The 23,948-nt window shown below is 68.6% G+C and carries 26 protein-coding genes; 11 read left to right on the forward strand and 15 right to left on the reverse strand.

Annotated features, from left to right (window positions below):
- The first annotated feature begins 10 nt into the window (after positions 1-10).
- Together ACPYIS_RS04165 and ACPYIS_RS04170 are read left to right on the forward strand one after the other, a co-directional pair.
- Positions 11-1,006: an ABC transporter ATP-binding protein gene (locus ACPYIS_RS04165; RefSeq protein WP_299019655.1), complete on the forward strand. Its 996-nt coding sequence runs from the start codon at positions 11-13 to the stop codon at positions 1,004-1,006.
- Positions 1,003-2,046 (forward strand): ABC transporter ATP-binding protein, encoded by a 1,044-nt coding sequence (locus ACPYIS_RS04170; protein ID WP_299019653.1) that lies wholly within the window; start codon positions 1,003-1,005, stop codon positions 2,044-2,046. The genes ACPYIS_RS04165 and ACPYIS_RS04170 overlap by 4 nt, the downstream gene beginning before the upstream one ends.
- Before the next feature lie 4 nt (positions 2,047-2,050).
- Here the strand turns inward: ACPYIS_RS04170 and ACPYIS_RS04175 are convergent, their stop codons facing one another.
- From ACPYIS_RS04175 to tsaB, 3 genes are read right to left on the reverse strand one after another with little or no spacing between them, the layout of a single operon-like run.
- Positions 2,051-2,962, reverse strand: coding sequence for a uracil-DNA glycosylase (locus ACPYIS_RS04175; protein WP_424859966.1), 912 nt, complete (start codon positions 2,960-2,962; stop codon positions 2,051-2,053).
- Entirely contained in the window at positions 2,962-3,543 is a 582-nt protein-coding gene (locus ACPYIS_RS04180; protein ID WP_424859965.1) for a GNAT family N-acetyltransferase, read from the reverse strand. The genes ACPYIS_RS04175 and ACPYIS_RS04180 overlap by 1 nt, the downstream gene beginning before the upstream one ends.
- Positions 3,540-4,316 carry a tRNA (adenosine(37)-N6)-threonylcarbamoyltransferase complex dimerization subunit type 1 TsaB gene (gene tsaB, locus ACPYIS_RS04185; RefSeq protein ID WP_424859964.1) on the reverse strand — a complete coding sequence of 259 codons (777 nt, stop codon included), beginning with the start codon at positions 4,314-4,316 and terminating at the stop codon, positions 3,540-3,542. The genes ACPYIS_RS04180 and tsaB overlap by 4 nt, the downstream gene beginning before the upstream one ends.
- 112 nt (positions 4,317-4,428) lie before the next feature.
- Here tsaB and dacB point away from each other — a divergent pair, with 112 nt between their 5' ends.
- A complete protein-coding gene (gene dacB / locus ACPYIS_RS04190; RefSeq protein ID WP_424859963.1) occupies positions 4,429-5,931 on the forward strand; it encodes a D-alanyl-D-alanine carboxypeptidase/D-alanyl-D-alanine endopeptidase in 1,503 nt (500 codons plus the stop codon).
- A gap of 9 nt (positions 5,932-5,940) precedes the next feature.
- Here dacB and ACPYIS_RS04195 read toward each other — a convergent pair whose 3' ends face one another.
- Entirely contained in the window at positions 5,941-7,152 is a 1,212-nt protein-coding gene (locus ACPYIS_RS04195; protein ID WP_366139700.1) for a fumarylacetoacetate hydrolase family protein, read from the reverse strand.
- A 106-nt stretch (positions 7,153-7,258) separates the two neighbouring features.
- Here ACPYIS_RS04195 and ACPYIS_RS04200 point away from each other — a divergent pair, with 106 nt between their 5' ends.
- Entirely contained in the window at positions 7,259-8,539 is a 1,281-nt protein-coding gene (locus ACPYIS_RS04200) for a glutamate-5-semialdehyde dehydrogenase (protein ID WP_424859962.1), read from the forward strand.
- Between the two features lie 18 nt (positions 8,540-8,557).
- Here ACPYIS_RS04200 and ACPYIS_RS04205 read toward each other — a convergent pair whose 3' ends face one another.
- A complete protein-coding gene (locus ACPYIS_RS04205; RefSeq protein ID WP_299019726.1) occupies positions 8,558-9,184 on the reverse strand; it encodes a LysE family transporter in 627 nt (208 codons plus the stop codon).
- A 132-nt stretch (positions 9,185-9,316) separates the two neighbouring features.
- Between ACPYIS_RS04205 and ACPYIS_RS04210 the strand changes: the two genes are divergently transcribed.
- Together ACPYIS_RS04210 and bfr are read left to right on the forward strand one after the other, a co-directional pair.
- Positions 9,317-9,550, forward strand: a complete 234-nt coding sequence (locus tag ACPYIS_RS04210; protein WP_424859961.1) for a (2Fe-2S)-binding protein — start codon at positions 9,317-9,319, stop codon at positions 9,548-9,550.
- A gap of 126 nt (positions 9,551-9,676) precedes the next feature.
- Positions 9,677-10,153, forward strand: coding sequence for a bacterioferritin (gene bfr / locus ACPYIS_RS04215; RefSeq protein ID WP_299019730.1), 477 nt, complete (start codon positions 9,677-9,679; stop codon positions 10,151-10,153).
- A 409-nt stretch (positions 10,154-10,562) separates the two neighbouring features.
- Here the strand turns inward: bfr and ACPYIS_RS04220 are convergent, their stop codons facing one another.
- Positions 10,563-10,841 carry a hypothetical protein gene (locus tag ACPYIS_RS04220; RefSeq protein ID WP_299019732.1) on the reverse strand — a complete coding sequence of 93 codons (279 nt, stop codon included), beginning with the start codon at positions 10,839-10,841 and terminating at the stop codon, positions 10,563-10,565.
- A gap of 112 nt (positions 10,842-10,953) precedes the next feature.
- On the opposite strand from ACPYIS_RS04220, the gene mnmA reads away from it, so the two are divergent.
- Positions 10,954-12,123: a tRNA 2-thiouridine(34) synthase MnmA gene (gene mnmA, locus ACPYIS_RS04225; RefSeq protein WP_424859960.1), complete on the forward strand. Its 1,170-nt coding sequence runs from the start codon at positions 10,954-10,956 to the stop codon at positions 12,121-12,123.
- Here the strand turns inward: mnmA and ACPYIS_RS04230 are convergent.
- The gene (locus ACPYIS_RS04230) at positions 12,041-12,400 is read right to left on the reverse strand and encodes a hypothetical protein (RefSeq protein ID WP_424859959.1); all 360 of its coding nucleotides are present in this window, start codon (positions 12,398-12,400) and stop codon (positions 12,041-12,043) included. The two genes, mnmA and ACPYIS_RS04230, sit on opposite strands and share 83 nt — an antisense overlap.
- Before the next feature lie 306 nt (positions 12,401-12,706).
- On the opposite strand from ACPYIS_RS04230, the gene ACPYIS_RS04235 reads away from it, so the two are divergent.
- Both ACPYIS_RS04235 and ACPYIS_RS04240 read left to right on the forward strand, forming a co-directional pair.
- Complete coding sequence (locus tag ACPYIS_RS04235; protein WP_424859958.1) at positions 12,707-14,077, forward strand: sigma-54 interaction domain-containing protein; 1,371 nt, start codon at positions 12,707-12,709, stop codon at positions 14,075-14,077.
- Positions 14,078-14,189: 112 nt separating this feature from the next.
- Positions 14,190-14,942 (forward strand): DUF4395 domain-containing protein, encoded by a 753-nt coding sequence (locus ACPYIS_RS04240; protein WP_424859957.1) that lies wholly within the window; start codon positions 14,190-14,192, stop codon positions 14,940-14,942.
- 23 nt (positions 14,943-14,965) lie between these two features.
- On the opposite strand, the gene ACPYIS_RS04245 is transcribed toward ACPYIS_RS04240, so the two are convergent.
- From ACPYIS_RS04245 to ACPYIS_RS04270, 6 genes are all read right to left on the reverse strand, one after another.
- Positions 14,966-15,703, reverse strand: coding sequence for a c-type cytochrome (locus tag ACPYIS_RS04245; RefSeq protein ID WP_424859956.1), 738 nt, complete (start codon positions 15,701-15,703; stop codon positions 14,966-14,968).
- An 11-nt stretch (positions 15,704-15,714) separates the two neighbouring features.
- Complete coding sequence (locus tag ACPYIS_RS04250) at positions 15,715-17,079, reverse strand: FCSD flavin-binding domain-containing protein (RefSeq protein ID WP_424859955.1); 1,365 nt, start codon at positions 17,077-17,079, stop codon at positions 15,715-15,717.
- The gene (locus ACPYIS_RS04255; RefSeq protein ID WP_424859954.1) at positions 17,076-17,600 is read right to left on the reverse strand and encodes a c-type cytochrome; all 525 of its coding nucleotides are present in this window, start codon (positions 17,598-17,600) and stop codon (positions 17,076-17,078) included. Before ACPYIS_RS04255 ends, ACPYIS_RS04250 begins: the two co-directional genes overlap by 4 nt.
- 19 nt (positions 17,601-17,619) lie before the next feature.
- Complete coding sequence (locus ACPYIS_RS04260) at positions 17,620-18,849, reverse strand: hypothetical protein (protein ID WP_424859953.1); 1,230 nt, start codon at positions 18,847-18,849, stop codon at positions 17,620-17,622.
- 4 nt (positions 18,850-18,853) lie between these two features.
- Entirely contained in the window at positions 18,854-20,044 is a 1,191-nt protein-coding gene (locus ACPYIS_RS04265) for a c-type cytochrome (protein ID WP_424859952.1), read from the reverse strand.
- Between the two features lie 63 nt (positions 20,045-20,107).
- On the reverse strand, positions 20,108-20,239 hold the full coding sequence (locus tag ACPYIS_RS04270; RefSeq protein ID WP_299019487.1) for a hypothetical protein: 132 nt from the start codon (positions 20,237-20,239) through the stop codon (positions 20,108-20,110).
- 262 nt (positions 20,240-20,501) lie between these two features.
- Between ACPYIS_RS04270 and ACPYIS_RS04275 the strand changes: the two genes are divergently transcribed.
- Both ACPYIS_RS04275 and ACPYIS_RS04280 read left to right on the forward strand, forming a co-directional pair.
- Positions 20,502-21,701, forward strand: coding sequence for an FAD-binding domain-containing protein (locus ACPYIS_RS04275; RefSeq protein ID WP_424859951.1), 1,200 nt, complete (start codon positions 20,502-20,504; stop codon positions 21,699-21,701).
- On the forward strand, positions 21,694-22,104 hold the full coding sequence (locus ACPYIS_RS04280) for an SDR family oxidoreductase (RefSeq protein ID WP_424859950.1): 411 nt from the start codon (positions 21,694-21,696) through the stop codon (positions 22,102-22,104). Before ACPYIS_RS04275 ends, ACPYIS_RS04280 begins: the two co-directional genes overlap by 8 nt.
- A gap of 47 nt (positions 22,105-22,151) precedes the next feature.
- Here the strand turns inward: ACPYIS_RS04280 and ssb are convergent, their stop codons facing one another.
- The gene (gene ssb, locus ACPYIS_RS04285; protein ID WP_424859949.1) at positions 22,152-22,652 is read right to left on the reverse strand and encodes a single-stranded DNA-binding protein; all 501 of its coding nucleotides are present in this window, start codon (positions 22,650-22,652) and stop codon (positions 22,152-22,154) included.
- A gap of 100 nt (positions 22,653-22,752) precedes the next feature.
- The gene (locus ACPYIS_RS04290; protein ID WP_424859948.1) at positions 22,753-23,946 is read right to left on the reverse strand and encodes an MFS transporter; all 1,194 of its coding nucleotides are present in this window, start codon (positions 23,944-23,946) and stop codon (positions 22,753-22,755) included.
- Positions 23,947-23,948: the final 2 nt, after the last annotated feature.

The following is a 23,948-nucleotide window of genomic DNA, read 5'->3' on the forward strand; positions in this document are numbered from 1 at the left end:
GAGCACCGACATGGACAAACTGCTCGAAGTCAAAGACCTGGTGGTCGAGTTTCCCACCCGCCGCGGCGTGTTGCGCGCACTCGACGGCGTCTCGTTCGACATCGCGCCCGGCGAAATCCTGGGCGTGGTGGGCGAGTCGGGCGCGGGCAAGTCGCTCACCGGCGCGGCCATCATTGGCCTGTTGGAGCCGCCAGGCCGCATCGCGGGCGGCGAAATCCGCCTGCAGGGCCAGCGCATCGACAACCTGCCCCCGGCGCCAATGCGCCGCATCCGTGGCCGGCGCATTGGCGCGATTTTCCAAGATCCGCTGACTTCGCTCAACCCGCTGTACTCGATCGGCCGCCAACTCACCGAGACGATCCTGACGCACCTGGACGTCACGCCGGCCGAGGCGCGCGAGCGCGCCATCCAGCTGCTGCGCGACACCGGCATCCCCGCCGCGGAAGAACGTATCGACCACTACCCGCACCAGTTTTCGGGTGGCATGCGCCAGCGGGTGGTGATCGCGCTGGCGCTGGCGGCCGAGCCGCAACTGGTGGTGGCCGATGAGCCGACCACGGCGTTGGACGTGTCCATCCAGGCGCAGATCATCACGCTGCTCAAGCGCATCTGCCGCCAGCGTGGCGCGGCGGTCATGCTGGTCACGCACGACATGGGCGTGATCGCCGAGACCTGCGACCGCGTGGCCGTCATGTACGCCGGCCGCGTGGCCGAAATCGGCCCCGTGCACGAGGTCATCCACCGCCCGGCGCACCCCTACACCGCCGGGTTGATGAGTTGCATCCCCGACATGGAGGTGGAGCGCGAGCGGCTGCACCAGATCGACGGTGCCATGCCGCGCCTGACCGAGATCCCGCGCGGTTGTGCCTTTCACCCGCGCTGCGACAAAGCCATGCTGCGCTGTCACGACCAGCGCCCCGAACTGATGCCCGCCGGTGCCACCCGCGCCGCGTGCTGGCTGCACGACGTGGCCGCCACCGCGGCCGCCCAGGAGATGTCCCGATGAGCAATCCGGTCATGGAGATGGCCCCGGCGGTGACGCCCACCGCCAGCGCCCCGTTGGTGGTGGCGCAGGATTTGGCGCGCACGTTCGACGTCTCGGCGCCGTGGCTCAACCGCGTGCTGGAGCGCAAGCCGCGCCAGTTGTTGCACGCCGTCGACGGTGTGAGCTTCGAGATCGCGCGCGGCCAGACGCTGGCCCTGGTGGGCGAGTCCGGCTGTGGCAAGAGCACGGTGGCGCGCTTGCTGGTGGGGCTGTATGCGCCCACGCGCGGGCGGTTTATGTTTGACGGCCAAGACGCGCACGCCGCCTACCGCAGCGGCGCCCCCGGGCGGCTGTTGCGGCGGCGCATCCAAATGATCTTTCAAGACCCCTATGCCAGCCTCAACCCGCGCTGGCGGGTGGAGGACATCGTCGCCGAGCCGCTGCGCGAGCATGGCCTGCTGAGCGACCCGAAAGCGCTGCGCGAGCGCGTGGGCGAGCTGCTGCGCTCGGTGGGCTTGAGCCCGCACGACATGGTCAAGTACCCGCACCAATTTTCGGGTGGGCAGCGCCAGCGCATCTCGATCGCGCGCGCGCTGGCCACGCGGCCCGATTTTCTGGTGTGCGACGAACCAACCTCGGCGCTGGACGTCTCGGTGCAGGCGCAGGTGCTCAACATCATGAAGGACCTGCAGCGCCAGCAGGGGCTGACCTATTTGTTCATCAGCCACAACCTGGCCGTGGTGCGGCACGTGAGCGACCAGGTGGGCGTGATGTACCTGGGGCGGCTGGTGGAGCTGGCGGACAAGCGCACGCTGTTCACACAGCCGCGTCACCCCTACACGCGCATGTTGCTCGACGCCATCCCCAAGCTGCACGACACGGGCCGCGCGCGCACGCCGGTGCAAGGCGAGGTGCCCAACCCGCTTAACCCTCCCAGCGGCTGTGCCTTCCATCCGCGCTGCCCACACGCCAACGCTCGCTGCAGCGCCGAGCGTCCTGCGATGCAAACCCTCGGCGGCGTGCGCGTGGCCTGCCACGCGGTGGAGGAAGGGCGGATTTGAGCCTTCAGCCGGGGGCGGGCAGTGCCTCGGCGGTGTCGAGCGCGAGGCACAGATCGGCCCAGGCCTTGGCCTTGTCGGCGGGGTTGCGCAGCAGGTACGCCGGGTGGTACGTCACCACCACGGGCAGCGCCAGCCCGGCCAGCCGCGCCGTGTACACGCGCCCGCGCAGGCGGCCCAGCGGCGTGCGCAGCAGGGTGTCGGGGCTGTCGCAGCCGCCCTCGGCCAGCAAGGTTTGCGCCGCAAACCGGCCCATGGCCAGCACGAGGCGCGGCTGCAGCAGCGCAATCTGGCGCAACAGATAGGGCGTGCAGCGCGCGATCTCGTCGGGCTCGGGGTTGCGGTTGCGCGGCGGTCGGCATTTGATGACGTTGGCGATATAGACCCCCTGCCCGCGCCGCAGCCCCATGGCGGCGAGCATGCGGTCGAGCAATTGCCCGGCCCGGCCGACGAACGGTTCGCCTTGGCGGTCCTCCTCTTCGCCCGGGGCTTCGCCCACGATCAGCCAGTCCGGCCGCCGGTCTCCCACGCCGGGCACCCCCCGCTGGCGGCAACCCGCCAGCGCGCAACGCTGGCAGGCGTGGATGGCGGCGTGCAGCGCGTCCCAGTCCAGGGCGTCGATGTCCAACGCAGCGGCGGCGGCGTGGGGGCGGATAGGGGCGGCGGTGGCCATCGGTGGCGGCGCCACGGTCGGCCTGTTCGGGGACGTCGGGGGAACGGCGGGGGGGGTGGCAGGCGTTGCCGCGGGCGGGCGCGGTAGCACGGGTGGTTCGGGTGCGCGTTCGGCCGCTGCCGTCGCCACGCGTGGCTGCGGCAGCAGCGCACGCGGTGCCCACCACGGGGCGATGCCCATCTCGGCCAGCATGGCGGTCTGGCGCTCATCTAGGTGCGGCAAGGCGCGGGGTAGCGTGGTGGCCATCAATGGGCCTCCGTCGGGGGTGGGGGCAGCAGGTCCAGCCGCATCACGATGGCATCCTCGCGCCGGTGCGCGCCATCCGGATAGTACCCCCGGCGCACGCCCACCGCTTGCCAGCCCATGGCGGTATAGAGGGTGCGCGCGGGCGTATTGCTCGCGCGCACCTCCAGCCACACACAGGCGGCCCCCTGCTCGCGTGCCCAGCCGATGAGCGCCTGCAGCATCCAGCGGCCCCAGCCATGGCGTTGGTGGGCGGGCGTGACGGTGACGTCGAGCAGGTGCGCTTCGTCCACGCCGCGCATGGCCACCAGGCTGCCCAGCAGCCAGTGCCCCTGCGCGGTACGCGGCGCGTGCACCCACTGGGGCGGGTCGGTTGTCGGGTCTGGGGGCAACGTCAGCACACGGCACCAGTGGCCGGTGGCCAGCGAGTCTTCGAAGTGCCGTGCCCGCCACGGGTGGGCGTGGGCGGTCTTGGCCACCTCCGCCAGCAGCGGGATGTCGGCGAGCGTCATGGCGCGCCAGACCGCGCGTTCGGCCCGCTGGGCGGGTGTGCCCACCACGGGGGGCGACGAAGGGGCACTCATGCGCTGGCGCGCTGCGCTCGCAGCGCGGCTTGTTCGGTGGTGGTCAGCGCCACCTTGTCGCGCACGTACAGGGGTTGCGCCGCCGCCGCCGGTACACACTGGCCGGCCGCCACGCCCGCGGCCGCCAGGCGCAGCAAGGCCGCCGCGCTGGGGTGGGCCGGCACGCCCCGGTGCTGCCAGGCCGTAGGCAGCCGCTCGCCATAGACCGGGCGCACGTTGCCTGCCAGCAGCACCGGGGATGTTGCGTCCGCGGCCCAGGAGACATCCTCCGGGGGTGTCAGGTGCGCGGGTGCCACCGTCGTCCACCCCCGCTCGGCGTGCCAGTCATAGACCGCCGCGTAAACCTCGCCCATGCGAGCGTCGAGCGCAGCCACCACGCGCAGTGCGCGCGCATCCGGCGCGTGGTCGTGGCGCGCGGCTTCGGCCACGGCCAGCAGGGTGTCGAGGGGCAACACCGGGATGCCCCCGGGCCGCGCGGCCACCGCCAACCCCTGCACCACCGCGCAGGCGGTGCGCAGCCCGGTGAACGACCCCGGCCCGCGGCCAAAGGCGATGCCATCCAAGGAGGCCAGCGTCCAGCCCACGGTCTGCAGCAGGGCACGGATGGCAGGCAGCAGCGCCACCGACGCCTGGGGCCCCCCGGGGCCGTCGTGCTGCGCGAGTGGCGCGGCGGCACCCGCCGCGCCCACGGCGACGCTGAGCCGGTCCGTGCTGGTATCCACCGCCAGCCAGCGGGCCAGCGCCGGCGGGGATAGGGGTCTGCTGCCATTCATGGTGGGGAATTATCCGTGGGTCGCGGCCCGCAGCGCAGGCCGCGGTTCTGTCCGTACACTCAGTAGCCGGTCGGCGGCGGCGCGGTGCCGGCCTTTTTGAGAGGAAGCGGGGATGCGTTTCTGGGGCGTGGTGTTCGATCGGTATCGATGGTCATGTCTGGGTTCGGGCTGCCGCGTGCGCGCTGCGGGGGCACTACTGCTGGCCGCAGCAGGCGTGCAAGCCGCGGCCCAAGTCCTGCCCCCCGCCGTCCAGCAGGCGCTCGAGCGCGCCGGGGTGCCGCCGGCGGCGCTGGCGGTCGTGGTGGCCGATGCGGTGCCGGGAGGGAAGACGTACCTCGCGCACCGAGCCGAGGCGCCGATGAACCCCGCCTCGGTCATGAAGCTGGTGACCACCGCTGCAGCACTCGATTGGCTGGGGCCCGCATACACCTGGCGCACGGCGGTCTATACCGACGGGCCGGTGCGCGACGGGGTATTGGCGGGATCGCTGTATCTGCGCGGCGAGGGTGACCCCAAGCTGGTGACGGAGCGCCTGTGGCTGCTGCTGCGGCGGGTGCAGGGGTTGGGGATTCGGCACATCGGCGGCGACATCGTGCTGGATCGCAGCGCGTTCGCGCTGCCGCCGCACGACCCAGCCGCGTTCGACGGCGAGCCGCTGCGCCCCTACAACGCCGCGCCGGACGCGCTGCTGGTCAATTTTCGGACGCAGGTGTGGACCTTCGTGCCCGATGCGGCCGCGGGCGTGGCGCGCGTGCAGGCCGATCCCCCCTTGGCCGAGGTGACCGTGCCGGGCACGGTGCCGTTGGCCGATGGGCCGTGCGGTGACTGGCGCGCAGCATTGCAGGCGGATTGGTCCGACGCGCGCCGTCCGCGCTTCGCGGGGCGTTACCCGCTGGCTTGCGGCGAGCGCATCTGGCCGCTCGCCCACCCCGAGCCGGAGCGCTTTGCCGCGCGTGCCGTGGCGGGCATGTGGGCCCAATTGGGGGGTGGGCTGGAGGGGCGCGTGCGTGAGGGCACGGTTCCCGCTGGGTTGACGCCGCGCCTGGTGTTCGAATCGCAGCCGCTCGCCGATGTGGTGCGTGATATCAACAAGTTCAGCAACAACGTGATGGCGCAGCAGTTGCTGCTGACGCTGGCCGCCGCGACGGCCACCCAGGGAGTGGGGCCTGAGGGGGCGAATGCCCAAGGGCCGACCGCGCCCGCCACGTTCGAGGCCGCCCGCTCCGTGCTGCGCGACTGGTGGCGCACCCGTATCGGCCCCGATGTGCCGCCGCCCCAGATCGACAACGGGGCGGGCCTGAGCCGCGAGGCGCGCGCCACGGCGTTGGCGCTGGCGCGACTGCTGCAGTGGGTGTACGCCAGCCCCTGGATGCCCGAGCTGATGGCGTCCCTGCCCATCGCGGGCGTGGATGGCACGCTGCGGCGCAGCGCCATGGGCCGCGGCGTGGCGCACCTGAAAACCGGCAGTCTGGCCGACGTGCAGGCGCTCGCTGGGTATGTGCACGGGGCCGACGGTCAGCGCCGCGTGCTGGTCGCCATCGTCAACCACCCCAATGCGCGCGCCGGCCGCGCCGCGCTGGATGCGCTGGTGCAGTGGGCCGCGGCCCTGCGCTGAAGCGGCGGCTCAAGGTTCGATTTCGATGCGCCCGGGGCCGTTGGCCTGAGTGACCTCCAGCACGCGCTGCGCCGCGACCACCATCTCGGCGGCCAGTTCACGCAGGTCTTGGTCCGGGGTGGGGCGACGGCTGTGCAGCCCGATGCTCACGCTGCGCGGCTGCGGCGATGGCCCGGTCGCCTCGGCTGCAGCGGCGCACTGGCGCAGGTCACTGGCCAGCACCAGCGCGCTGGCGGTGTCCGCGTCCGGCAGCACGACGAGGAACTGCCCCGGCTCCCAGTGGGCGAGCAATTCGTGGGTGCGCAGGCGCGACGCCAGCCGCTGGGCGATCAGCCGCTCGGCGTCGGTCGCGTCATGGGTACGGTCGCCCGCCACGTCATCGATAGCGACCACCATCACCGTGACGGTGCTGCCGCGCCGCTCCGCCAGCGACAGCATACGACCCAGGTAATCGAGCGCCGCGAGGCGACCGGGCAGGACCGCCGACGCCGCGCGTGGGGCCGGGTCGACCCCGGTGGGCTGGCGCACCGGGCCGAGGGTCAGCGCCACCTCGCCCACCCCCTGCACGCGGCCGTGCAGCCGGTCGCCGGGCTGCACCGGGCCCACGCCTTCCGGTGTGCCGGTGTAGATCACGTCCCCGGGTTGCAGGTGGTAGAACTGCGACAGGTCCGCGATCAGCTCGCGCAGGTTCCAGATCAGATCGCCCAGGTCGGCGCGCTGGCGCACGACGCCGTTGACCTCGAGCGCGATCTCGCCGCCCGTCAGCACGGTGCCCGGCATCGGCCGTACCGCGCCGCAGACGGCGCTGCCCTCCACGTCCTTGCCCAGGCACCAGGGGTGGCTTTTGTCGCGCAGGCGCTGCTGCACGTCGCGACGCGTCATGTCCAGCCCCACGGCATAGCCGTAGATCAACTCGTGCGCTTGCTCGGCGGCGACGCCGAACCCGCCACGGCCCAACACCGCTACCAGTTCGACCTCGTGGTGGAAGTCGTGCGTCTGTGGCGGGTAGGGCAACACCGCCCCCGACGCCAGCAGGTGCGCGGGCGATTTGGTGAAATAAAACGGTCGCGCCGTGGTCTTGTCGATGGTCACGCCCATCTCGCGGGCGTGGGCGTGGTAGTTACGCCCGACGAAGAACAGGCGGTTGACCGGCAGGCGCGCAGCGTTGCCCTGCACAGCCAGCGCGGCCACGGGCGGAGGGGTCCAGAGGTAGGTCGTCATAGCTTGGGAGGCGGGTCGATGCCCGTGATTGTGCGCCAACGCCGCCCCCGTCACGGGCGTGCGGCGGCGCGGGCGCGACGCGCGGCGTGGTGCGACAATCGCGCTCATGAACACGCTGTCCGTTTCCGACTTGATGCAAGGGCTGGGCCGGCAGGCCCGCGCCGCTTCGGCCGTGATGGCCCGGGCCAGCACGGCGCACAAAAACGCCGCTTTGCGGGGTTTGGCGGCGCTGTTGCGCGCCAACGTTGACGCGCTGCAAGCCGCCAACGCCCAGGACGTCGAGCGCGCCCGCGCCAGCGGCCTGGCCGAACCGATGGTGGACCGCCTGCGCCTGACGCCCAAAGTCATCGAGACCTGCGCCCAAGGCTGCGAGCAATTGGCCGCCATGCCCGACATCATTGGCGAGGTCATCGGCCTGCAGCAGCAGCCTAGCGGCATTCGGGTTGGGCAGATGCGCGTGCCCATCGGCGTCTTTGGCATGATCTACGAGAGCCGCCCCAACGTGACCATCGAAGCGGCGTCGCTGTCGATCAAGAGCGGCAACGCCTGCATTTTGCGCGGGGGGTCGGAGGCGATCGCGTCCAACCAGGCGCTGGCAGCTCTGGTACAGCAGGCGCTGCGCGACGCCGGACTGCCCAGCGAGGCGGTGCAGCTCGTGCCCACCACCGACCGCGAGGCCGTGGGTCACCTGATCGCCATGCCGCAGTACGTGGACGTCATCATCCCGCGTGGGGGCAAGGGCCTCATCGAGCGCATCAGCCGCGAGGCCAAGGTGCCCGTCATCAAGCACCTAGACGGCAACTGCCACACCTACGTGGACGACCCGTGCGATCTCGACCTCGCGGTCAAAGTCACCGACAACGCCAAGACGCAAAAGTACAGCCCGTGCAACGCGACCGAGAGCCTGCTGGTGGCGCGCGGGGTGGCGGCGGCGTTTTTGCCGCGCATCGGTGCCGTCTTTGCCGCCAAAGGGGTCGAGATGCGGTGCTGCCCCGAAGCCAAAGCCCTGCTGGCGGCGGTGCCGGGGGCGCATGTGGTCGATGCCACCGAGGAAGATTGGTCCACCGAATACCTCGCCCCCATCATCAGCGTCAAAGTGGTGGCGGGGTTGGATGAGGCCATCGACTGGATCAACCGCTACGGCAGTCACCACACGGACGCGATTCTGACCACCGACCACCGCCACGCCCAGCGCTTCTTGCGCGAGGTGGACTCCAGCAGCGTCATGGTCAACACCAGCACCCGCTTTGCCGACGGCTTCGAGTACGGGCTGGGTGCGGAAATCGGCATCAGCACCGACAAATTCCACGCCCGCGGCCCCGTGGGTGTCGCGGGGCTGACGTCGCTCAAATACGTCGTGCTCGGCGAGGGCGAGGTGCGGGGCTGAGCGAACCAACCAGCGTTTTCAGACCCCGCGCTTGAACGCCGCCAGCCATGCCCCGGCGGCCACGAACAGCGAGCCAAACACGTGGTTGAGCGCCCGCATGTATGCGGGCGACTTCAGCGACGCCAGCAGCCGCGCGGCGAGGGCCGTGTAGCCGCCCATGACCACCAAGTCGGTAAAGCCCAACGTCAAGCCGACGATGACGTATTGCCACAGGAGTGGCGCATGGGGGTCGAGAAACTGCGGCACCACGGCCAGCAGAAAGACCGTGCCCTTGGGGTTGACGGCGTTGACCATCCAGCCGCGCACAATGGCGTCGCGCGCGCGCACGGGCGCTGCACCCGCTGCCGCCGTCAACGGGCGCGCGGGCGCACGCCACTGCTGCACACCCAGCCATACCAAATAAGCCACCCCCACCCACTTGACGACCTGGAACGCCGTGCTGGAAGCGGCTACCACCGCGCCCAGCCCGGCACCGACGACGGCGAGCTGGGTCCAGATGCCCGCCACCAGCCCGATCGTGGTCAGGTAGCCACGCCGAAAGCCGTGATTGAGCCCCGCGCTCATCGCCGCGACGGCACCGGCGCCCGGCGACAGGCTGATGGCCCAGGAGGCGGCGAAGAGGGCGAGCCAGGTGGAGAGTTCCATGGGGGCGGCTGATGGGTCCGAGCGGGTGCGGTTGGCACAGGGATCCATTATCAACGCCCGCGAGCACCCACCCTTTACACATCAAATGGGAATCAGTATCATTGACGTAACGACCACTTTGCACCGTTGGCCATGATTGTCTGCATCTGTCATCGCGTCAGCGACCGCACCATCCGTGCCGCCGCACGGCAAGGACAAGCGTTCGAGGATTTGCAATTCGAGCACGGGGTGGCGACCTGTTGCGGGCGCTGCGAAGCGTGCGCGCGCGACATCTGGGCGCAGGCGCGCTGTTCGCAGCGCTTACTCGGCGCCGGGCCTGGCGTGGGGGGCGCCGCAGCGCCCGCCGCGCTGGGCGTTGCTCTCTGAGGGTGCAGACGTGCCCGTGGGTGGGCAGCCTCGAGAGGGTGCAGGTTCCCGAACGCTGTGCGCCGAGCGTGTAGAGCGTGTAACATGATCAGGTTACCGTTACCCGTCAATGAAAGGCACAACCCCGTGAAAGGCTCGCCCGACGTACTGGCTGCACTGCAAGCCCAGCTCAAAAACGAACTGACCGCCATCAACCAGTATTTCGTGCATTACCGGATGCTCGACCACTGGGGCTTGACCAAGCTGGCCAAGAAAGAGTATTCGGAATCGATCGGCGAGATGAAGCACGCCGACCGACTCATGGCGCGCATCTTCATGCTCGACGGGCTGCCCAATTTGCAGGATTTGGGCAAGCTTCAGGTGGGTGAGACCGTACCTGAGATCTTGCAGGCTGACCTGGCATTGGAGCGTGCGGCGCAGCAAACCATCAAAGATGGTATTGCGACCTGCGAAGCCGCGCGTGACTTCGTTTCCCGTGATGTGTTGCAGGGCATTCTCGAAGATACGGAAGAGCACATCGATTTCCTGGAAACCCAGCTCGAGCTGATCGAGAAGGTAGGATTGCCCAACTACCTGCAAAGCCTCATGGGCGAGCCGTCGTAAGGGCGGCGTTGGCGGTGACTCCGTCGCAAGGCGTGCCTAGAAGGCGGCACCGACCATCATCGCCTAGCCACGTGTGGCCGTGGCCTTGGCATCCGGCTTGGCACAGCGCGCGCTGTGCGATCGCGGTAGCCGATAGACGGTCGGTGCGGTCAGATGTTGGCGCCGCGCTCGTGGCATGGTGTTGGCGCGGCCAGCAGGACCCTTGTGGCTTCAGCCCCCACAGCCAAGCGGTGCGCAACACCAGCAGCGCACCCCGAAGCCGCAGCAATTCCGACTCCAAAGCCATGCGCTCTGCCAACCACTGACGTTGACAGATTTCGGTGAGGCGTTGCGCGCGTGCCCACTCGCGGCAGACCGCTGTGTATTCTTCCATCCATTCCATCGCCGTTTCCCAAGGTGTTGCGCTACGTCAGTGATACAGGGGGCCATCACGCCCCGACGGCCCGTCGGCATCGCCCGCGATCGCGGCTTGATGGGCGCGCTCGCGCCAAGCGCCTGACAGGCGTGCCAGCACCGTGGCCATGGCGTCGCTCCATGCCGGGTGGTTGGCCAGCCGGTGCAGATTGTGTGCCAGCTTGAAGGCGGCCCTGGGACACACGGGACGATCGAGATCGCTCGTCGCGTGCAAATGGAGCAGGGCCAGCGTTCCAGCCAGCAGGGGTTCGAGGGGTTCAGTCTGCCATTCCATGGGGGCTCCTTGCGACTCACCACGAGCCGACCACCGATCGTAATGCAAATCATTCGCAATGACAATACCTCACGGAGGGAACGGCTGATCTTTGGGGCCCGATAATCGGGCCATGATCAAGCAACGTATCGTCGTCGGGCTTTCGGGCGGGGTGGACTCGGCCGTCAGTGCCTACTTGCTCAAGCAGCAGGGCCACGAGGTAGTCGGCATCTTCATGAAGAACTGGGAAGATGACGACGACAGCGAGTACTGCTCCAGCCGACAGGACTGGCTCGACGCGGCCAGCGTGGCGGATGTGATCGGCATCGACGTCGAGCACGTCAACTTTGCGGCCGAGTACAAGGACCGCGTCTTTGCGGAATTCTTGCGCGAGTATGAGGCCGGGCGCACGCCAAACCCAGACATCTTGTGCAACGCCGAGATCAAGTTCAAGGCGTTTCTGGACCATGCGATGCGGCTCGGGGCGGACAAGATCGCCACCGGCCACTACGCGCGCGTGCGCTTCAACGATGCCACGGGCCGCTACGAGCTGCTCAAGGGTGTCGACCCCACCAAGGACCAGAGCTACTTCCTGCACCGCCTCGAGCAGAGCCAGCTGGCTCGCACCGTCTTCCCAGTGGGCGAATTGCGCAAGACCGAGGTGCGCCGCATCGCCGCCGACATTGGCTTGCCCAACGCCAAAAAGAAAGACTCGACGGGCATTTGCTTCATCGGCGAGCGGCCGTTTCGGGCTTTCCTGCAACGCTATCTCGCGGCCACGCCTGGCCCGATCGTGGACGAGCACGGGCGCGAGGTGGGCCGCCATGTGGGCCTGAGCTTTTATACCTTGGGCCAGCGACAGGGGCTGGGCATCGGCGGGGTCAAAGGCGACGCGGCGGGCCGTGGGCCAGGGGAGCATGCGCCGTGGTTCGTCGCGCGCAAGCAGCCCACCACGAATACACTGTGGGCCGTGCAGGGGCACGACCACCCGTGGTTGCTCTCGCGCTGGCTGCTGGCGCAAGACGTGAGCTGGATCGCGGGTGAGCCGCCCGCCTCGGGGCGCTACCGTGCCAAGACGCGCTACCGCCAAGTGGACGCCGCGTGCGAGCTGGCGCTGACCCCGGAGGGGGTGCGCCTGGCCTTCGACGAGCCGCAATGGGCCGTCACGCCGGGGCAAAGTGCCGTGCTGTACGACGGCGACGTGTGCCTGGGCGGCGCCATCATTCACCGGGCCGAAGCGACCGAGCGGCCGTTGCCTGCGCTGCCGACGCCACGCACTTTCGCGGCCATGCGCGCCAGATAGGCGTCGCGCTAGGGACGGTCACCCCGGTTCGCTCGCGCCCTTGTACCAGCGGTACCCGCCACGCCAGCAGGCGGCGCGCTTCGTGTGGTTGCGCGCCCTCGTGGTCGTGGGTGCGCAAGATCCAGCGCAACTTCAGCCGCTCGGCGTGCAGCACGGCGTCCAGCACGACGCGGTCGCTGCTGCGCGGATCGATCAGCACGGCCTCGCGCGTCGCCTCGTCGCCCAGCAAGTAGCTGAGCACCCCGCTGGCTTCGTCGTGCAAGATCCGAAACAGCATGGTCAGCCCCCTGCCGCCGCATCCCCACCGGCGAGCCGGGTGCCGTTGACCGGATCGCATTGACGTCGCGCGCCAAGTGGGCAGGGCCTGGCTCCGTGAGGGTCGGTGTCGGGTTCATGGTTCTGCCGTGATCGTTTTCTCCTCTTGGTCCGTAACAAAAACCGTGCCAGCCATCACCGTGGCGGGTGTACCGGCTCCGCCCGCGGGTAAACCCTCGCACAGAAAACCCCCCGGGCGCACCGGGTCTGTCACGTGTGACAGAAAATGGCAGCTCAATGTCACCGCCAGGCGCCAGTCCTTCGCGTCATGAAACCTTTGAGCCTACTGACGGCGTATCTCGAAAACCTTTCCGAGCCGCACATCTTGTTCGATGCCGAGTACCGCATCTTGGCGGCCAACGAGGCGTACCGACGCGCCTTCGGCTCGCAGCACAGTGTGGTGGGACGACGCTGCTACGAGGTGTCGCATCACTTCTCCGTGCCCTGCGATCAGGCAGGCGAAACCTGTCCCCTGGCGCGTGCGCGCCAGTCGGGCCAACGCGAGCACGTTTTGCACCTGCATCACACGCCGGTGGGTGAGGAGTATGTCAACATCGAGCTCACGCCATTGCCGGGTGAGGGCGGCGCACCGGCGTACTTCGTCGAAAAGATGGAGACCTTGCCCGGCGCACACGGGCGGCCCGATCGTCAGGGCTTGATTGGGCGTTCGCCCACGTTCCAGCGCATGTTGGCGCTGGTGGCACGCGTGGCTCCCTCGCGCGCCAGTGTGCTGCTGCTGGGCGAGTCGGGGACGGGCAAGGAGATGGTGGCGCGCGCCATCCATGAAGCCAGTCCCCGCGCGGGCAAGGCGTTGGTGCCCGTGGAATGCTCGAGTCTCCCCGAGAGCCTGTTTGAGTCAGAGCTGTTTGGGCATGAGCGCGGCGCGTTCACCGGTGCCAGCGGTGCGCGTGCCGGTTTGGTCGAGGCCGCCAGCGGAGGCACCCTGTTTCTGGATGAGGTGGGTGACATTCCGCTGTCCATGCAGGTCAAGCTGCTGCGTCTGCTGGAGGCGGGCACGTACCGGCGGGTGGGCAGCAACGAGATTCGCCACGCCGATATTCGCGTGGTGGCGGCCACGCACCGCGATTTGGTCTCGATGGTGCGACAAGGGCGGTTTCGCGAGGACTTGTATTACCGGCTCGCGACCTTCCCGGTCCACTTGCCGCCCCTGCGCGAACGCCGCGCGGACCTGCCGCTGCTGGCCGAAGCCTTGCTGCAGCGCATCGATCCCCAGCGCCCGCGCACGCTGGCTCCGGCGGCGTTGCAGGCGCTGATGGCCTACGACTATCCCGGCAATGTGCGCGAGCTGCGCAACGTGCTAGAGCGGGCCGTCTTGCTGAGCGACCAGCCGGTGCTGGATGCCGACACCGTGCGCGAAGCGATCGACGCCGGCCGCATCGGTCTGCGGCGCGAGCCAGTGCTCGCCCCTCCAACGGCGGCCGATGTCGTGGCCCCTGGTGACACGCCCGTGGCGACCGCTTGGCGCACGCGCGAGGCCCAGGCGCTGCGCGAAGCCGTGCAGCGCCACCGCGGCACGCGCGCGGAGCTGGCGCGCCAGCTGGGGATGAGCGAGCGCACGCTCTACCGCAAACTCAAGGCACTGGGTTTGGCGTCGACCGGCGGCAGCGACCGGCCGTGATCGACCATGAGCTCGGATAGACCTCAGGGCGGGGCCCGATGGTACAACGCCCGCGATTGCGCTATAAACCCCCATCCGTATCAAAACGCAGGGTGTTGCGATCAACCGTTGGTTGGCGTTTGGTGAGGTGGTCGATGGCTATCCCGTGCCCGTGGTCAACGAGCGCCAGGTGCGCGCTGCGGCCGGGCTGCTGTTCTTCCCGGCCGTGGTGTCGTTCATGCACTCGTTTCTGCTGGGCAACTTTCAGTACACCCGGTGGTTCATCGTGGTGTTTTTGGTGGACATGACGCTGCGCGTGCTCAGTCCGCGTTGGTCGCCCAGCATGATCGTGGGCGGCTGGATCGTGCGCCACCAGACGCCAGAGTGGGTGGGCGCGGCGCAAAAACGGTTTGCGTGGGGTTTGGGGCTGCTATTGGGCCTGGCCATGCTGTACCTCATGGTGCTCAACCGCTACATGGGGCCGGCCAATATGCTCATCTGCGGTGCTTGTCTGTTGCTGATGTTTTTCGAAACCGCCTTTGGCATTTGCCTGGGCTGTCGGCTCTACAACGTATTCCACCGCGAAAAGGCTCAGCTATGCCCGGGCGGCGTGTGCGAAGTGCCCGCCTCGGCGCGGGGGTGGGGCTTGTCGCTGCCCCAGGCGCTGGTGCTGGTGGCCTTCGCGGGCCTGACGGTCGCCGCCAAAAACTGGGTCGACCGCACCGGCCCGCTGCAAGGTTTCGACGAGATGGCCACGCTGGAGATGGGCTTGCAGCCCACGCCCGGCGCGTCCTCGGCCGCGGAGCGCCAGCGCTGCGAAGTGCCAGCCTTTGCCAAGGCCATCGGTCACGAGGAGATGTGGAAGCGGCACAACGGCTGCAGCTAAGCCGCATCCCCGCGCGTGTCTCCTCAACGCTGCCGAGGCAGGTCGGCGTAGTAGCGCGCTAGCGCGTCGATTTCGGTGGCGGTCAGGCGCTGTGCGAACACCCGCATGCCTTTGGCCGCGTCGTTGGTGCGCTGCCCGCCGTGGTAGTCGAGCATGGTGCGCACGAAGTACAGCGGGTTTTGACCGGCCAGCGCGGGGGCTTCCCACTTGCCGCCCTGGCCCTTGACTCCGTGACAGCTCGCGCACGGTGTGATTAGGCGCGCGGGGTCGCCTTTCGTGACCAAGCGAAGCGCCGCCTGTTCCGCTTCGGCACTGGCCGCGCCGGGGCGCGGCGTGACGGCATCGTGCGGGGCGGGCAGGCTGGCGTAGTACGCCGCCACGTCGGCGATTTGCTGCGGCGTCATGGCCACCGCCACGTCGTGCATCAGTTGCGCGCCACGGTTGTCCCGGCGCAGGCCGCGCTGGTAATCCAGCAGCATCTTGGCGGTGTAGGTGGCGCGTTGGCTGGCGGTGTGCGGCCAGTTGAACGTTGGCGCCTGGCCCTGCCCACCGTGACAGGAGGCGCAAAACAGCTCCTCGTGCACGCGGCGCCCCCGCTGGGTGTCCCCGGATGGCAGTTCGGCCAGCGCGGCGCGCAGGCTGGCGGGCGTCCATGCGGGCGCAGGTGCCGGCGCCGGCGCACTGGCCAGGGCAGCGATGGGCAACCAAGCGGCCAGATCGGCGGCCAAACCGACCCACGAGCGGATGTATCGGGTGGTCATGGCAGACTCCATCAGGCAAAGCAGTCTTGGGTGAAGGTGCACAGCCACGCCTGCTGGTAGCGCGCGCCGAGCTTGATCTGCATCGGTGACGCATCCAGCGGCAGATAGCGCGATGCGCCGTTGATGCGGGCGATCTTGCCGTCCACGATCTTGAACACATCGGCCACGAACAGGCCATAGTCTTTGCCGGCCAGGGCGTAGCAGGTGTTTTCCCACAGCGGCTCGGGGGCGGGGCGGCCGGCCAGCTCCTCGACGATGGCGCGGGCCACCACCTTGGCCTGCGTGTTGGCCGAAAAGCCGCTCTTGGGCATGGCGTCGGCGATGCTGGCGTCGCCGATGACGTGCACCTGCGGCACCATGGTCGAGGCGAAGGTGCGCCGATCGACGGGGCAAAAGCCGCTGCCGTCGGTCAAGCCCAGCGTGGCGGCCAACTTGCCCGCGCGCATCGGGGGAATGACATTGATGACGTCGGCCTGGATGGTCTCGCCCTCGGTTTCGATGCGCATGCGCCGCCCGTCGATGCGCAGCGGGCGGCCCCCTTCCTTGCCACGCACCCAGGTCAGCATGCCGGGGCCGGGGTGTCGCTGGATTTCCACCTTGGTGGCCATGCGCTTGGCGTAATCGTCGGGCAGGTTGAAGCGGTAGAGCCGGTTCCAGCCCAACATCATCGTTTCGTCGGTGACGAAGGCGTCTTTCGGGTCGACGATGATGACCTTGGCCGTGGGGTTGTGCGTCATGAACCATTCGGTCATGAGCGCGGCGCGCTCGTACGGACCCGGCGGGCAGCGGTAGGGGTTGGGGGGTGCGGCCAGCACAAACACGCCACCCGGGCGCATGCCTTGCAGTTGGCGTGCCAGCAGCGCGGTCTGCTCGCCCGGGATCCAGCCCGAGGGCACCGCAGTACGCGCCACGGCTTCGGAGTAGCCCGGGTACGCGTCGTACAACAGTTCGATGCCGGGCGAGACGACCAGGCGGTCGTAGCCGATGCGCCGCCGCCCGGCGGTGGTGACCACGCGCGCCGCTGCGTCGAGCCCGGTGACGGTGTCGATGACGATCTCGATGCCGTAGCGCTCGCGCAGCGTGTCGTAGCGGACCTCCAGGTCGGCCATGGTGACGTGGCCGTTGAGCACCTCCGACGATCCGTAAGGGCGGATGTAGACGGGGTGGCGCTCGATGAGGGTGACGCGCAGCGCGGGGTTGAACAGCTTGAGATACTTGGCCGTGGTGGCACCTCCCACACCGCCACCGACCACCACGACATGGGCGCGCTCTTGGGCAAAGGCCAGACTCGGTGCCGAGCACGCGGCCAACAGGCCCAGCATGTGCCCCAGCCAGGCGCGCCGCTGGGGGCTGGACAGGGATTCGGGATGGTTCATGATGCGGCTCCTTTGTCGGCGCGCGCGGCCAAGGGGGCGGGTGGTTGCGCGGCGAACCATTGCGCCATCGCCTCGATATCGGCGTTGGTGAAGCCCCGCGCGACGTGGCCCATCAGGGTCGAAGGGCGCCGACCCTCGCGAAAATCGATCATGGTGCGCACGAATTGCTCCACCGGCATGCCCGCCAGTGGTTTGAAATACTCGTCCCCCAGCTGGCCGTGGGTGCCATGGCAGGCCGCACAGGTGTGGGCCATGACGTCGGCCGGCACCGGCTGGGGGTTGAGTGCGGGTGACGGCTCGGGAGGAGCGACTGGGGTGCTACCCGTATTGGTCGCCGCAGCGGGGGAAGCGCCCGCGGCGGTAGCCTGCGCGGACAGCTCTGCCGCGGAGGCCGCGGTGGCGGTCGCGCGAGCGATGAGCGAGACTCCGCCTGCGCCGGCGGTCACGACCACGATCCCGAGTGCGACCGCGATGGCTTCCAAGCGGCGGGCGCGTTGACTGGTATTGAGGGGCGTATTCATCTGTCTACCTCCGTCAGGATCAGCGCAGCCACACCCACAAGCCCACGCCGAAATAGGCCAGCGTCCACGCGACCAGCAGGCCGATGGTCCAGGTACCCAGACGCGTGACGGCGGCAGGGGGCGTGTACGGTTGGGGCCCGCGGTGCTGCCCGGCCTGCCAGGCCACGGTCAGGAAATAACCCAGCGCGGCCCCGCCCAATGCGGCGAAGGTGAAGAAGAACAGCACTGTGCTGTACCAGTCCATTTGCACGCGGTAGTCCAGCGCGTCGTAGCCATGGGCACCGGTGAGCGTGAAGTAGCACAGCGCTTCGCGCGCGCTGGCCAGCGCGATCAGGGCCAGGGTCGCCACCCCGAACGCGGTGTAACCCCTCCAGCCACCGTCGAGCTGCGTACGCAGCAGCGTTGGCAGCAGCAGCAACGCCAGCACGGCCAGTGCGCCGACGCCCATCCACGGCGACGTGGCAAACCACGCCATCTCCGGGGGCAGCGTCGCCATCCACAGCGCTCCCAGCGCACCCGCAACGGCAGCACCGACCCGCATCATGCGCTGCCCCAGCTGAAGCAGGAACGCGAGGTAGCCCGTATCTGGCTCCTGCGCGCCTTGCAGGTAGCGACGATAGGCCAGCAGCCACGCCCCCGCCACCGGTGCGGACAGCGCGATGAAGAAGCCAAAGCGCGGCAGGTGCCACAGGTGCAACGAACGCCCGCTCGGATCCACCGTGCCTCCGGGGGCGTACCACGTCATCCATTGCTGGGGAAACAGCGCCTGGTACGTCAGGCTGTGCACGATGAAGCCCACCCCCAGCAGCGCCAGCACCGACAGCACCATCCATCCCGTCGAGCGCCCCCCCATCTGCGCCAGATCGGGGTTCTTCCAATAGAAAGCGTACATCGCGATGTAGCCCACGATGAGCAAGCCGATGAAGCCCATCACCCACCAGGCCGACAGCACGTTGGAGGTGTACCAGAACGGGTCGTAGATGACCTGCACGAACAGCAGTGGCGCCACGCCCAGCACGATGGCCACCGACACAGCGATCTTGGCGGTAGTCAACATGGCGGCGGCCAGGCGGCGCCAAGAGGCATCGGTACTGATCGCACCGCGCAGCGTCAGCGCACTGGCGCCCAACATCACTTGTACGGCCACCATGTGCAGCGCAAAGGTCAGCACCCCCAGCACCAGAAAGATCAGTGGGTGCGCGGGAACGCCCGCTTGGTCACGAAGGGCATATAGCATTTCGGGTGTCATGGCGTCACTCCGTGCGGATCGTGGGTTGGGCTGCGGCCTGCGCAGCGCCCTGTCCGGACATCGTGCTCAGAATCCAAGCGGCCAGGGCGCGCGCTTGGTCGTCGTTGAGCGGGATTTGCGGCATGTACAGCGTGTTGCCGCCCGCCAGCGCGGCTTGCAGATACTCGGCCACGTCGCGCTCGCTGTGGCCGGGCCCGAAGTAGCGCTGCAATGGGCGCATCCCGGTAGCGGTCAGCGAATGGCAGTTGGCGCAGGTCGTCAGTGCCAACAGGCGACCCGCTTCCACCCGGTTGCCGTCGTCGATGGTGCGCAGTTTCTCGGGCACGAAGATGTGCGTCTTGAGAAAACCGTGCGCCTCGATGGTGGGGATTTCCGAGCGCACGCCCACGCTGGGCACATCCGCGCCCACCACCTGGTTGGAGTACACATACTGGCCGGCCACCCAAGGTTTGCGCAACGATTCGCGCGCGACTTCTTCGGGCCACAAGCCCGCCACCAGGATGACCACCGTCATGGCCGCGGCGACCGACGACACCAGCGCGCGGGGCTGCACATACGTCACCAAGAAGTACACGAGCGCCGCGCCCACGGCCACCGCCATGGCCAGCGGAAAGTGTTCCGGCAGGCGGTTTTCCAGCACCACCCCGGCCGACTCGGGCAGCGTGGCCAGGTACCACTGCAGCATGGCTGCGCCGGCCAGCGTCGCCACGATGCCGAGCACCGAGAGTTTGCGGGCGATGTCACGCTTGAGCTGCGCATCCTCGAAGCGCGCCGTCACGATGCCGTCCACCACCGCGGTGATTGCGAACATGAAGGGAGCTCGCATGCCCAGCTGTGCGAACGTGTTGCCACCGTAAAAGGCGTTGAGCACACCGCCGGTTGTGGCCCATTCGGCCTTGCCCGGCCACATCATGGAGCTGAGGATGCCCACGATGATGAGCATCGTGGTGTAAGACGCCAGGCCGAACACCAACGCGATGCGGGTGTGGGTTTGGCAATCCACGCGACCCACGAGGTAGACCAGCATGTACACGCCCACCACCTCGATGACGAAGACCACCCACTCGGTGGCCCACATCCAGACGAATGTGTGGATCAGGGCCGAGATGCCACGCGGGCTCGCCACGGTGGTGGAGTACCAGATGCCAGGCCGGGTGATGGAGCCCAGCACGTAGCTAAAGACCAGCAGGAACAAGCCGTAGCGTCGGACAAACTCCAGATACTGCGGCTTGTCGTGCCGATAGGCGTAGTTGGCCAGTCAGGCGAAAAAGATCGCGGCGCCAACCGATGTGTGTGAGAACAACACGTGCGCGGTGGCGATGATGCCGACGATCCAACCGCTGCCCAGCCCTGGCTCGAACCACGTGGGATAAAGGCCGATCATGTCCATGGATGCTCCTTGACCGAAAGCTGGTGCTGTAGCTGACTACACCACCTTGCATGACACGAACGCAAAAGGCGTGCCGGTCTGTGCCAACGGTTAAAAATTCTTGTAAATCAGTCGCTTGTGATCATTCCGGCGCCACCCTCGACCAACGGCACGCGATTTGTCATGACAGCGCTGACAGAGGGCTGTCAGACCCGCTGGTCGAGCGGGCGTGGTCTGGCTGCAGCCGCTCTAGGGGCAATCGCACCGCGCGACAATCCAGGGCATGCCGTCTGCCGCAATGCCCGCTGTCCCGCGTGACTTCCCGCCCACGGTCGAGGCGGCCCGCGCGCGGCTTGCCGCGGTGCGCCCCGCTGACTATGCGCGCAGCCGCAACCATTTGAACGGCGCGGTCACCCGGCTGTCGCCATACCTGACGCACGGACTGCTGGCGCTGGCCGAGGTGGTCGACACGCTGCGCACCGCGCATCGCCTGCCGCTGACCCACAAGCTGATGCATGAGCTGGGCTGGCGCGCCTTCTTCCGCCATGCCTGGCGGCACGACGGCGAGCGCATTCTGGAATCGCTGCACCCCGGCCCCTTGCCCGATGCCGCGTATGGCACCGCCGTGCCCGAAGACGTGCGGGCCGGTGCCACCGGCGTGCCGGTCATCGACCAGGCGGCGCGCACGCTCTACGCGACCGGCTATCTGCACAACCACACGCGGATGTGGCTGGCGTCCTACCTCGTGCACATTCGCAAAGTGCACTGGCGCGCGGGTGCCGACTGGATGGTCGCGCACCTGCTCGACGGCGATTTGGGCAGCAACCATCTCTCCTGGCAATGGGTGGCAGGCACGGCGAGCGCCAAGCCCTATCTGTTCAACGCCGACAATGTGGCCAAATACGCGACGCCAGACTGGCACAGCGTCGGTACCGCCATCGACCAGTCCTACGCCGTGCTCGACACCTTGGCCCGCAGCGGCACGGCGCTGCCGCCTGAGCCCGGCGCGCACCCGAGAGTGTCGGAGCCGCCTCGTTTCCCGTACCCGCTCGAAGGCGGCTACGGTGCGCCCGACCCGGCTACGATCGCGGGGCAGAACGTCTGGCTGGTCCACCCGTGGTCGCTGGCCGACCCACCGGCGGGTTGCCTGCCCGTGGCCGTGCTCGACGCCGACTGGCATGCGCGCTGGCCGTGGTCGCAACGGCGCTGGGCCTTCGTCTCGACCCGTTTGCACCGTATCGCGGCGCTGCGCTGGTTCGCGCCGGCCGCCGAGCTGGTCGAGGCCTTGCAGGCCGCCCGCAGCGTGCGCGGCTGGCATGACGCGCACCTGAGCGCGCCGGCCTGGGCGGCCCTCAAGTTGCCACCACCGCCGGTCCCCTGGCCCGAGCCCGCCGTGCGCTGCCGATCGTTTTCGGCGTACTGGGCCCAGGTTCGTCGCCATTCGGCGAGCAGCCCCACCACTGGAGAGCTATTCCATGACTGAAGCGTGGATCGAGTCGCGCCGCGCAGCGCAGGCGCTGGGTGCCGCCGTGCTGGTGAGTTCGGTGGTCGCTGGCATTGGTGTCGCCAACCACGAGGCGATCGCTGCGGCCAAGGCCGGGGTCGAAGGGCTGGTGCGCAGCGCCGCGGCCACCTATGCGGGGCTGGGGCTACGGGTCAACGCGGTGGCGCCGGGCATGACCGACACGCCGATGACGGCGGGCATGCTCAAAGTCCCGGCGATGCGTGAAGGCGCGGGCAAGCAATATCCGCTCGGCGGCGTGCAAACACCCGATCAGGTCGCGCAAGCCATGGCCTGGCTGCTGTCAGACGCTGCCAGCCGTATCACCGGCCATGTGCTGCCGGTCGATGGCGGCTTCAGCCATGTCCGGCCGCTGGTCAAGTGAAGCGCAGCCAGACAGGGGCATCATGCCAACGCCCCCGTTGGATATTCCTAGAAAGGAATATCGTCGTCCATATCCTCGAAGCCGCTGGCTGCGGGCGCCGGGGTGGTGGGGGCAGCCGGCCGCCCGGCGGCGGGTGCGGATGCCGCCGCCGCGCGTGCCGGTGCGGCCGCCCGGGGCGCGATGCCGCCCTCGTCGGCGGGGGCGCCCAGCCCTTCGCGGTTGCCCAGCAGTTGCAGCTCGGTGGCGATGATGTCGACCGTGTTTCGCTCGATGCCGTCTTGTCCCGTGTATTTGCCGTACTTGAGCCGTCCCTCGACATAAACGGAGCGGCCTTTTTTGAGGTATTCACCCGCGATCTCGGCCAAGCGGTCATAAAACGTGACGCGGTGCCATTGGGTGTCTTCGACCATCTCGCCGGTGTTGCGGTCCTTGCGGCGGCTGGAGGTGGCGATGCTGACGCTGGCCACGGGTTGGCCGGAGGGGAGGTAGCGAATCTCGGGGTCGCGGCCGCAATTGCCGACCAGGATGACTTTATTGACCGATGCCATGGGGTGTCCTTGCGTAGGGGTGACCGTCGATGTCGTCGATTGTGCCTGATTCGCTGGTGCCGACCATCCCCCGATGCGGGGAGGCACAGCTTTCCTGCCTTCAAGACGACTGGACCGCCACCGGCTTGGGCGCCGGCGCGCGCAGCCCCCAGCTGATGGTCAGCCACAGCGCGCAGCAACCCGCGCCAGCAAGCATCACACCGCTGGGGCCCCATTGTGATTGCAGCCAGCCGCCCACGGCGCCACCGGCAAACAGCCCCATCGACTGCAGCGTGTTGTACACGCCGAGTGCCGCGCCGCGCGCATGGGCGGGCGCAAGCCGCGACGTCAGGCTGGGTTGGCTGGCTTCCAGCGTGTTGAAGCCCAGAAAAAACACCACGAGGCATGCGCCCAGCGTGAGCACACTCGCGACCTCCGCGTGTGCCACCCATGTCAGCCCCAGCTGCGCCACCAGCAGCAGCGCGATGGCACCGCGTAACACGGCGGTGAGGTACCCCCGGCGCTCCAGACGAAACAGCAAGCCGCCCATGACCAGGAACGACACGAGCAGCGCCGGCAAATAGACCTGCCAGTGGTGGGCCTTGGGCAAACCAGCGCCCAGCAATAAACCGGGGACGGCGATCCACATCGCCATTTGCACCGTGTGCAGCACCAGCACGCCCACGTCGAGCCGCAGCAGATTGGGGTCACGCAGCACGTCGCGCAACCCGGCGCGATCGGGGCCGACGGGGCGTGCCGGCTCTGCCGGCACCACCCAGGCCACGACCGCCATGCCCACCAGCGCGAGCACACCCGTCACCCAGAACAAGCCCGACAGCCCGATGGCCGCCGCCAGCGGCGGCGCGACGACCAGCGACAGCGCAAACACCGCGGCGATGCTCACGCCCACCAGCGCCATCGCCTTGGTGCGCACGGTGTCGCGCGTCAAATCGGCCAGCAGCGCGGTCACGGCAGCCGAGATGGCGCCCGCGCCCTGCAGTGCGCGCGCCAGGATCAGCGTCTCGATTCTGGTGGCCAACGCCGCCCACGCACTGCCCAGGGCGAACAACGCCAATCCCATGAGGATGACTCGCTTGCGTCCGTAACGGTCCGACGCCATGCCCAGCGGGATTTGCAGCAACGCCTGAGCCAAACCGTACACACCCATGGCCAGCCCGACGCGCGCCGGATCGTCGCCCCCGGGCAGCCGGGCCGCTTCCAGCGCGAAGACCGGCAGCACCAAAAACAGCCCGAGCATGCGCAGCGCAAAAATGCCCGCCAGCGCCAGGCTGGCGCGGCGCTCTGCGGGCTGCATGC

It is taken from the genome of Tepidimonas sp. HKU78 (assembly GCF_049860815.1).
Taxonomy (GTDB): domain Bacteria; phylum Pseudomonadota; class Gammaproteobacteria; order Burkholderiales; family Burkholderiaceae_C; genus Tepidimonas.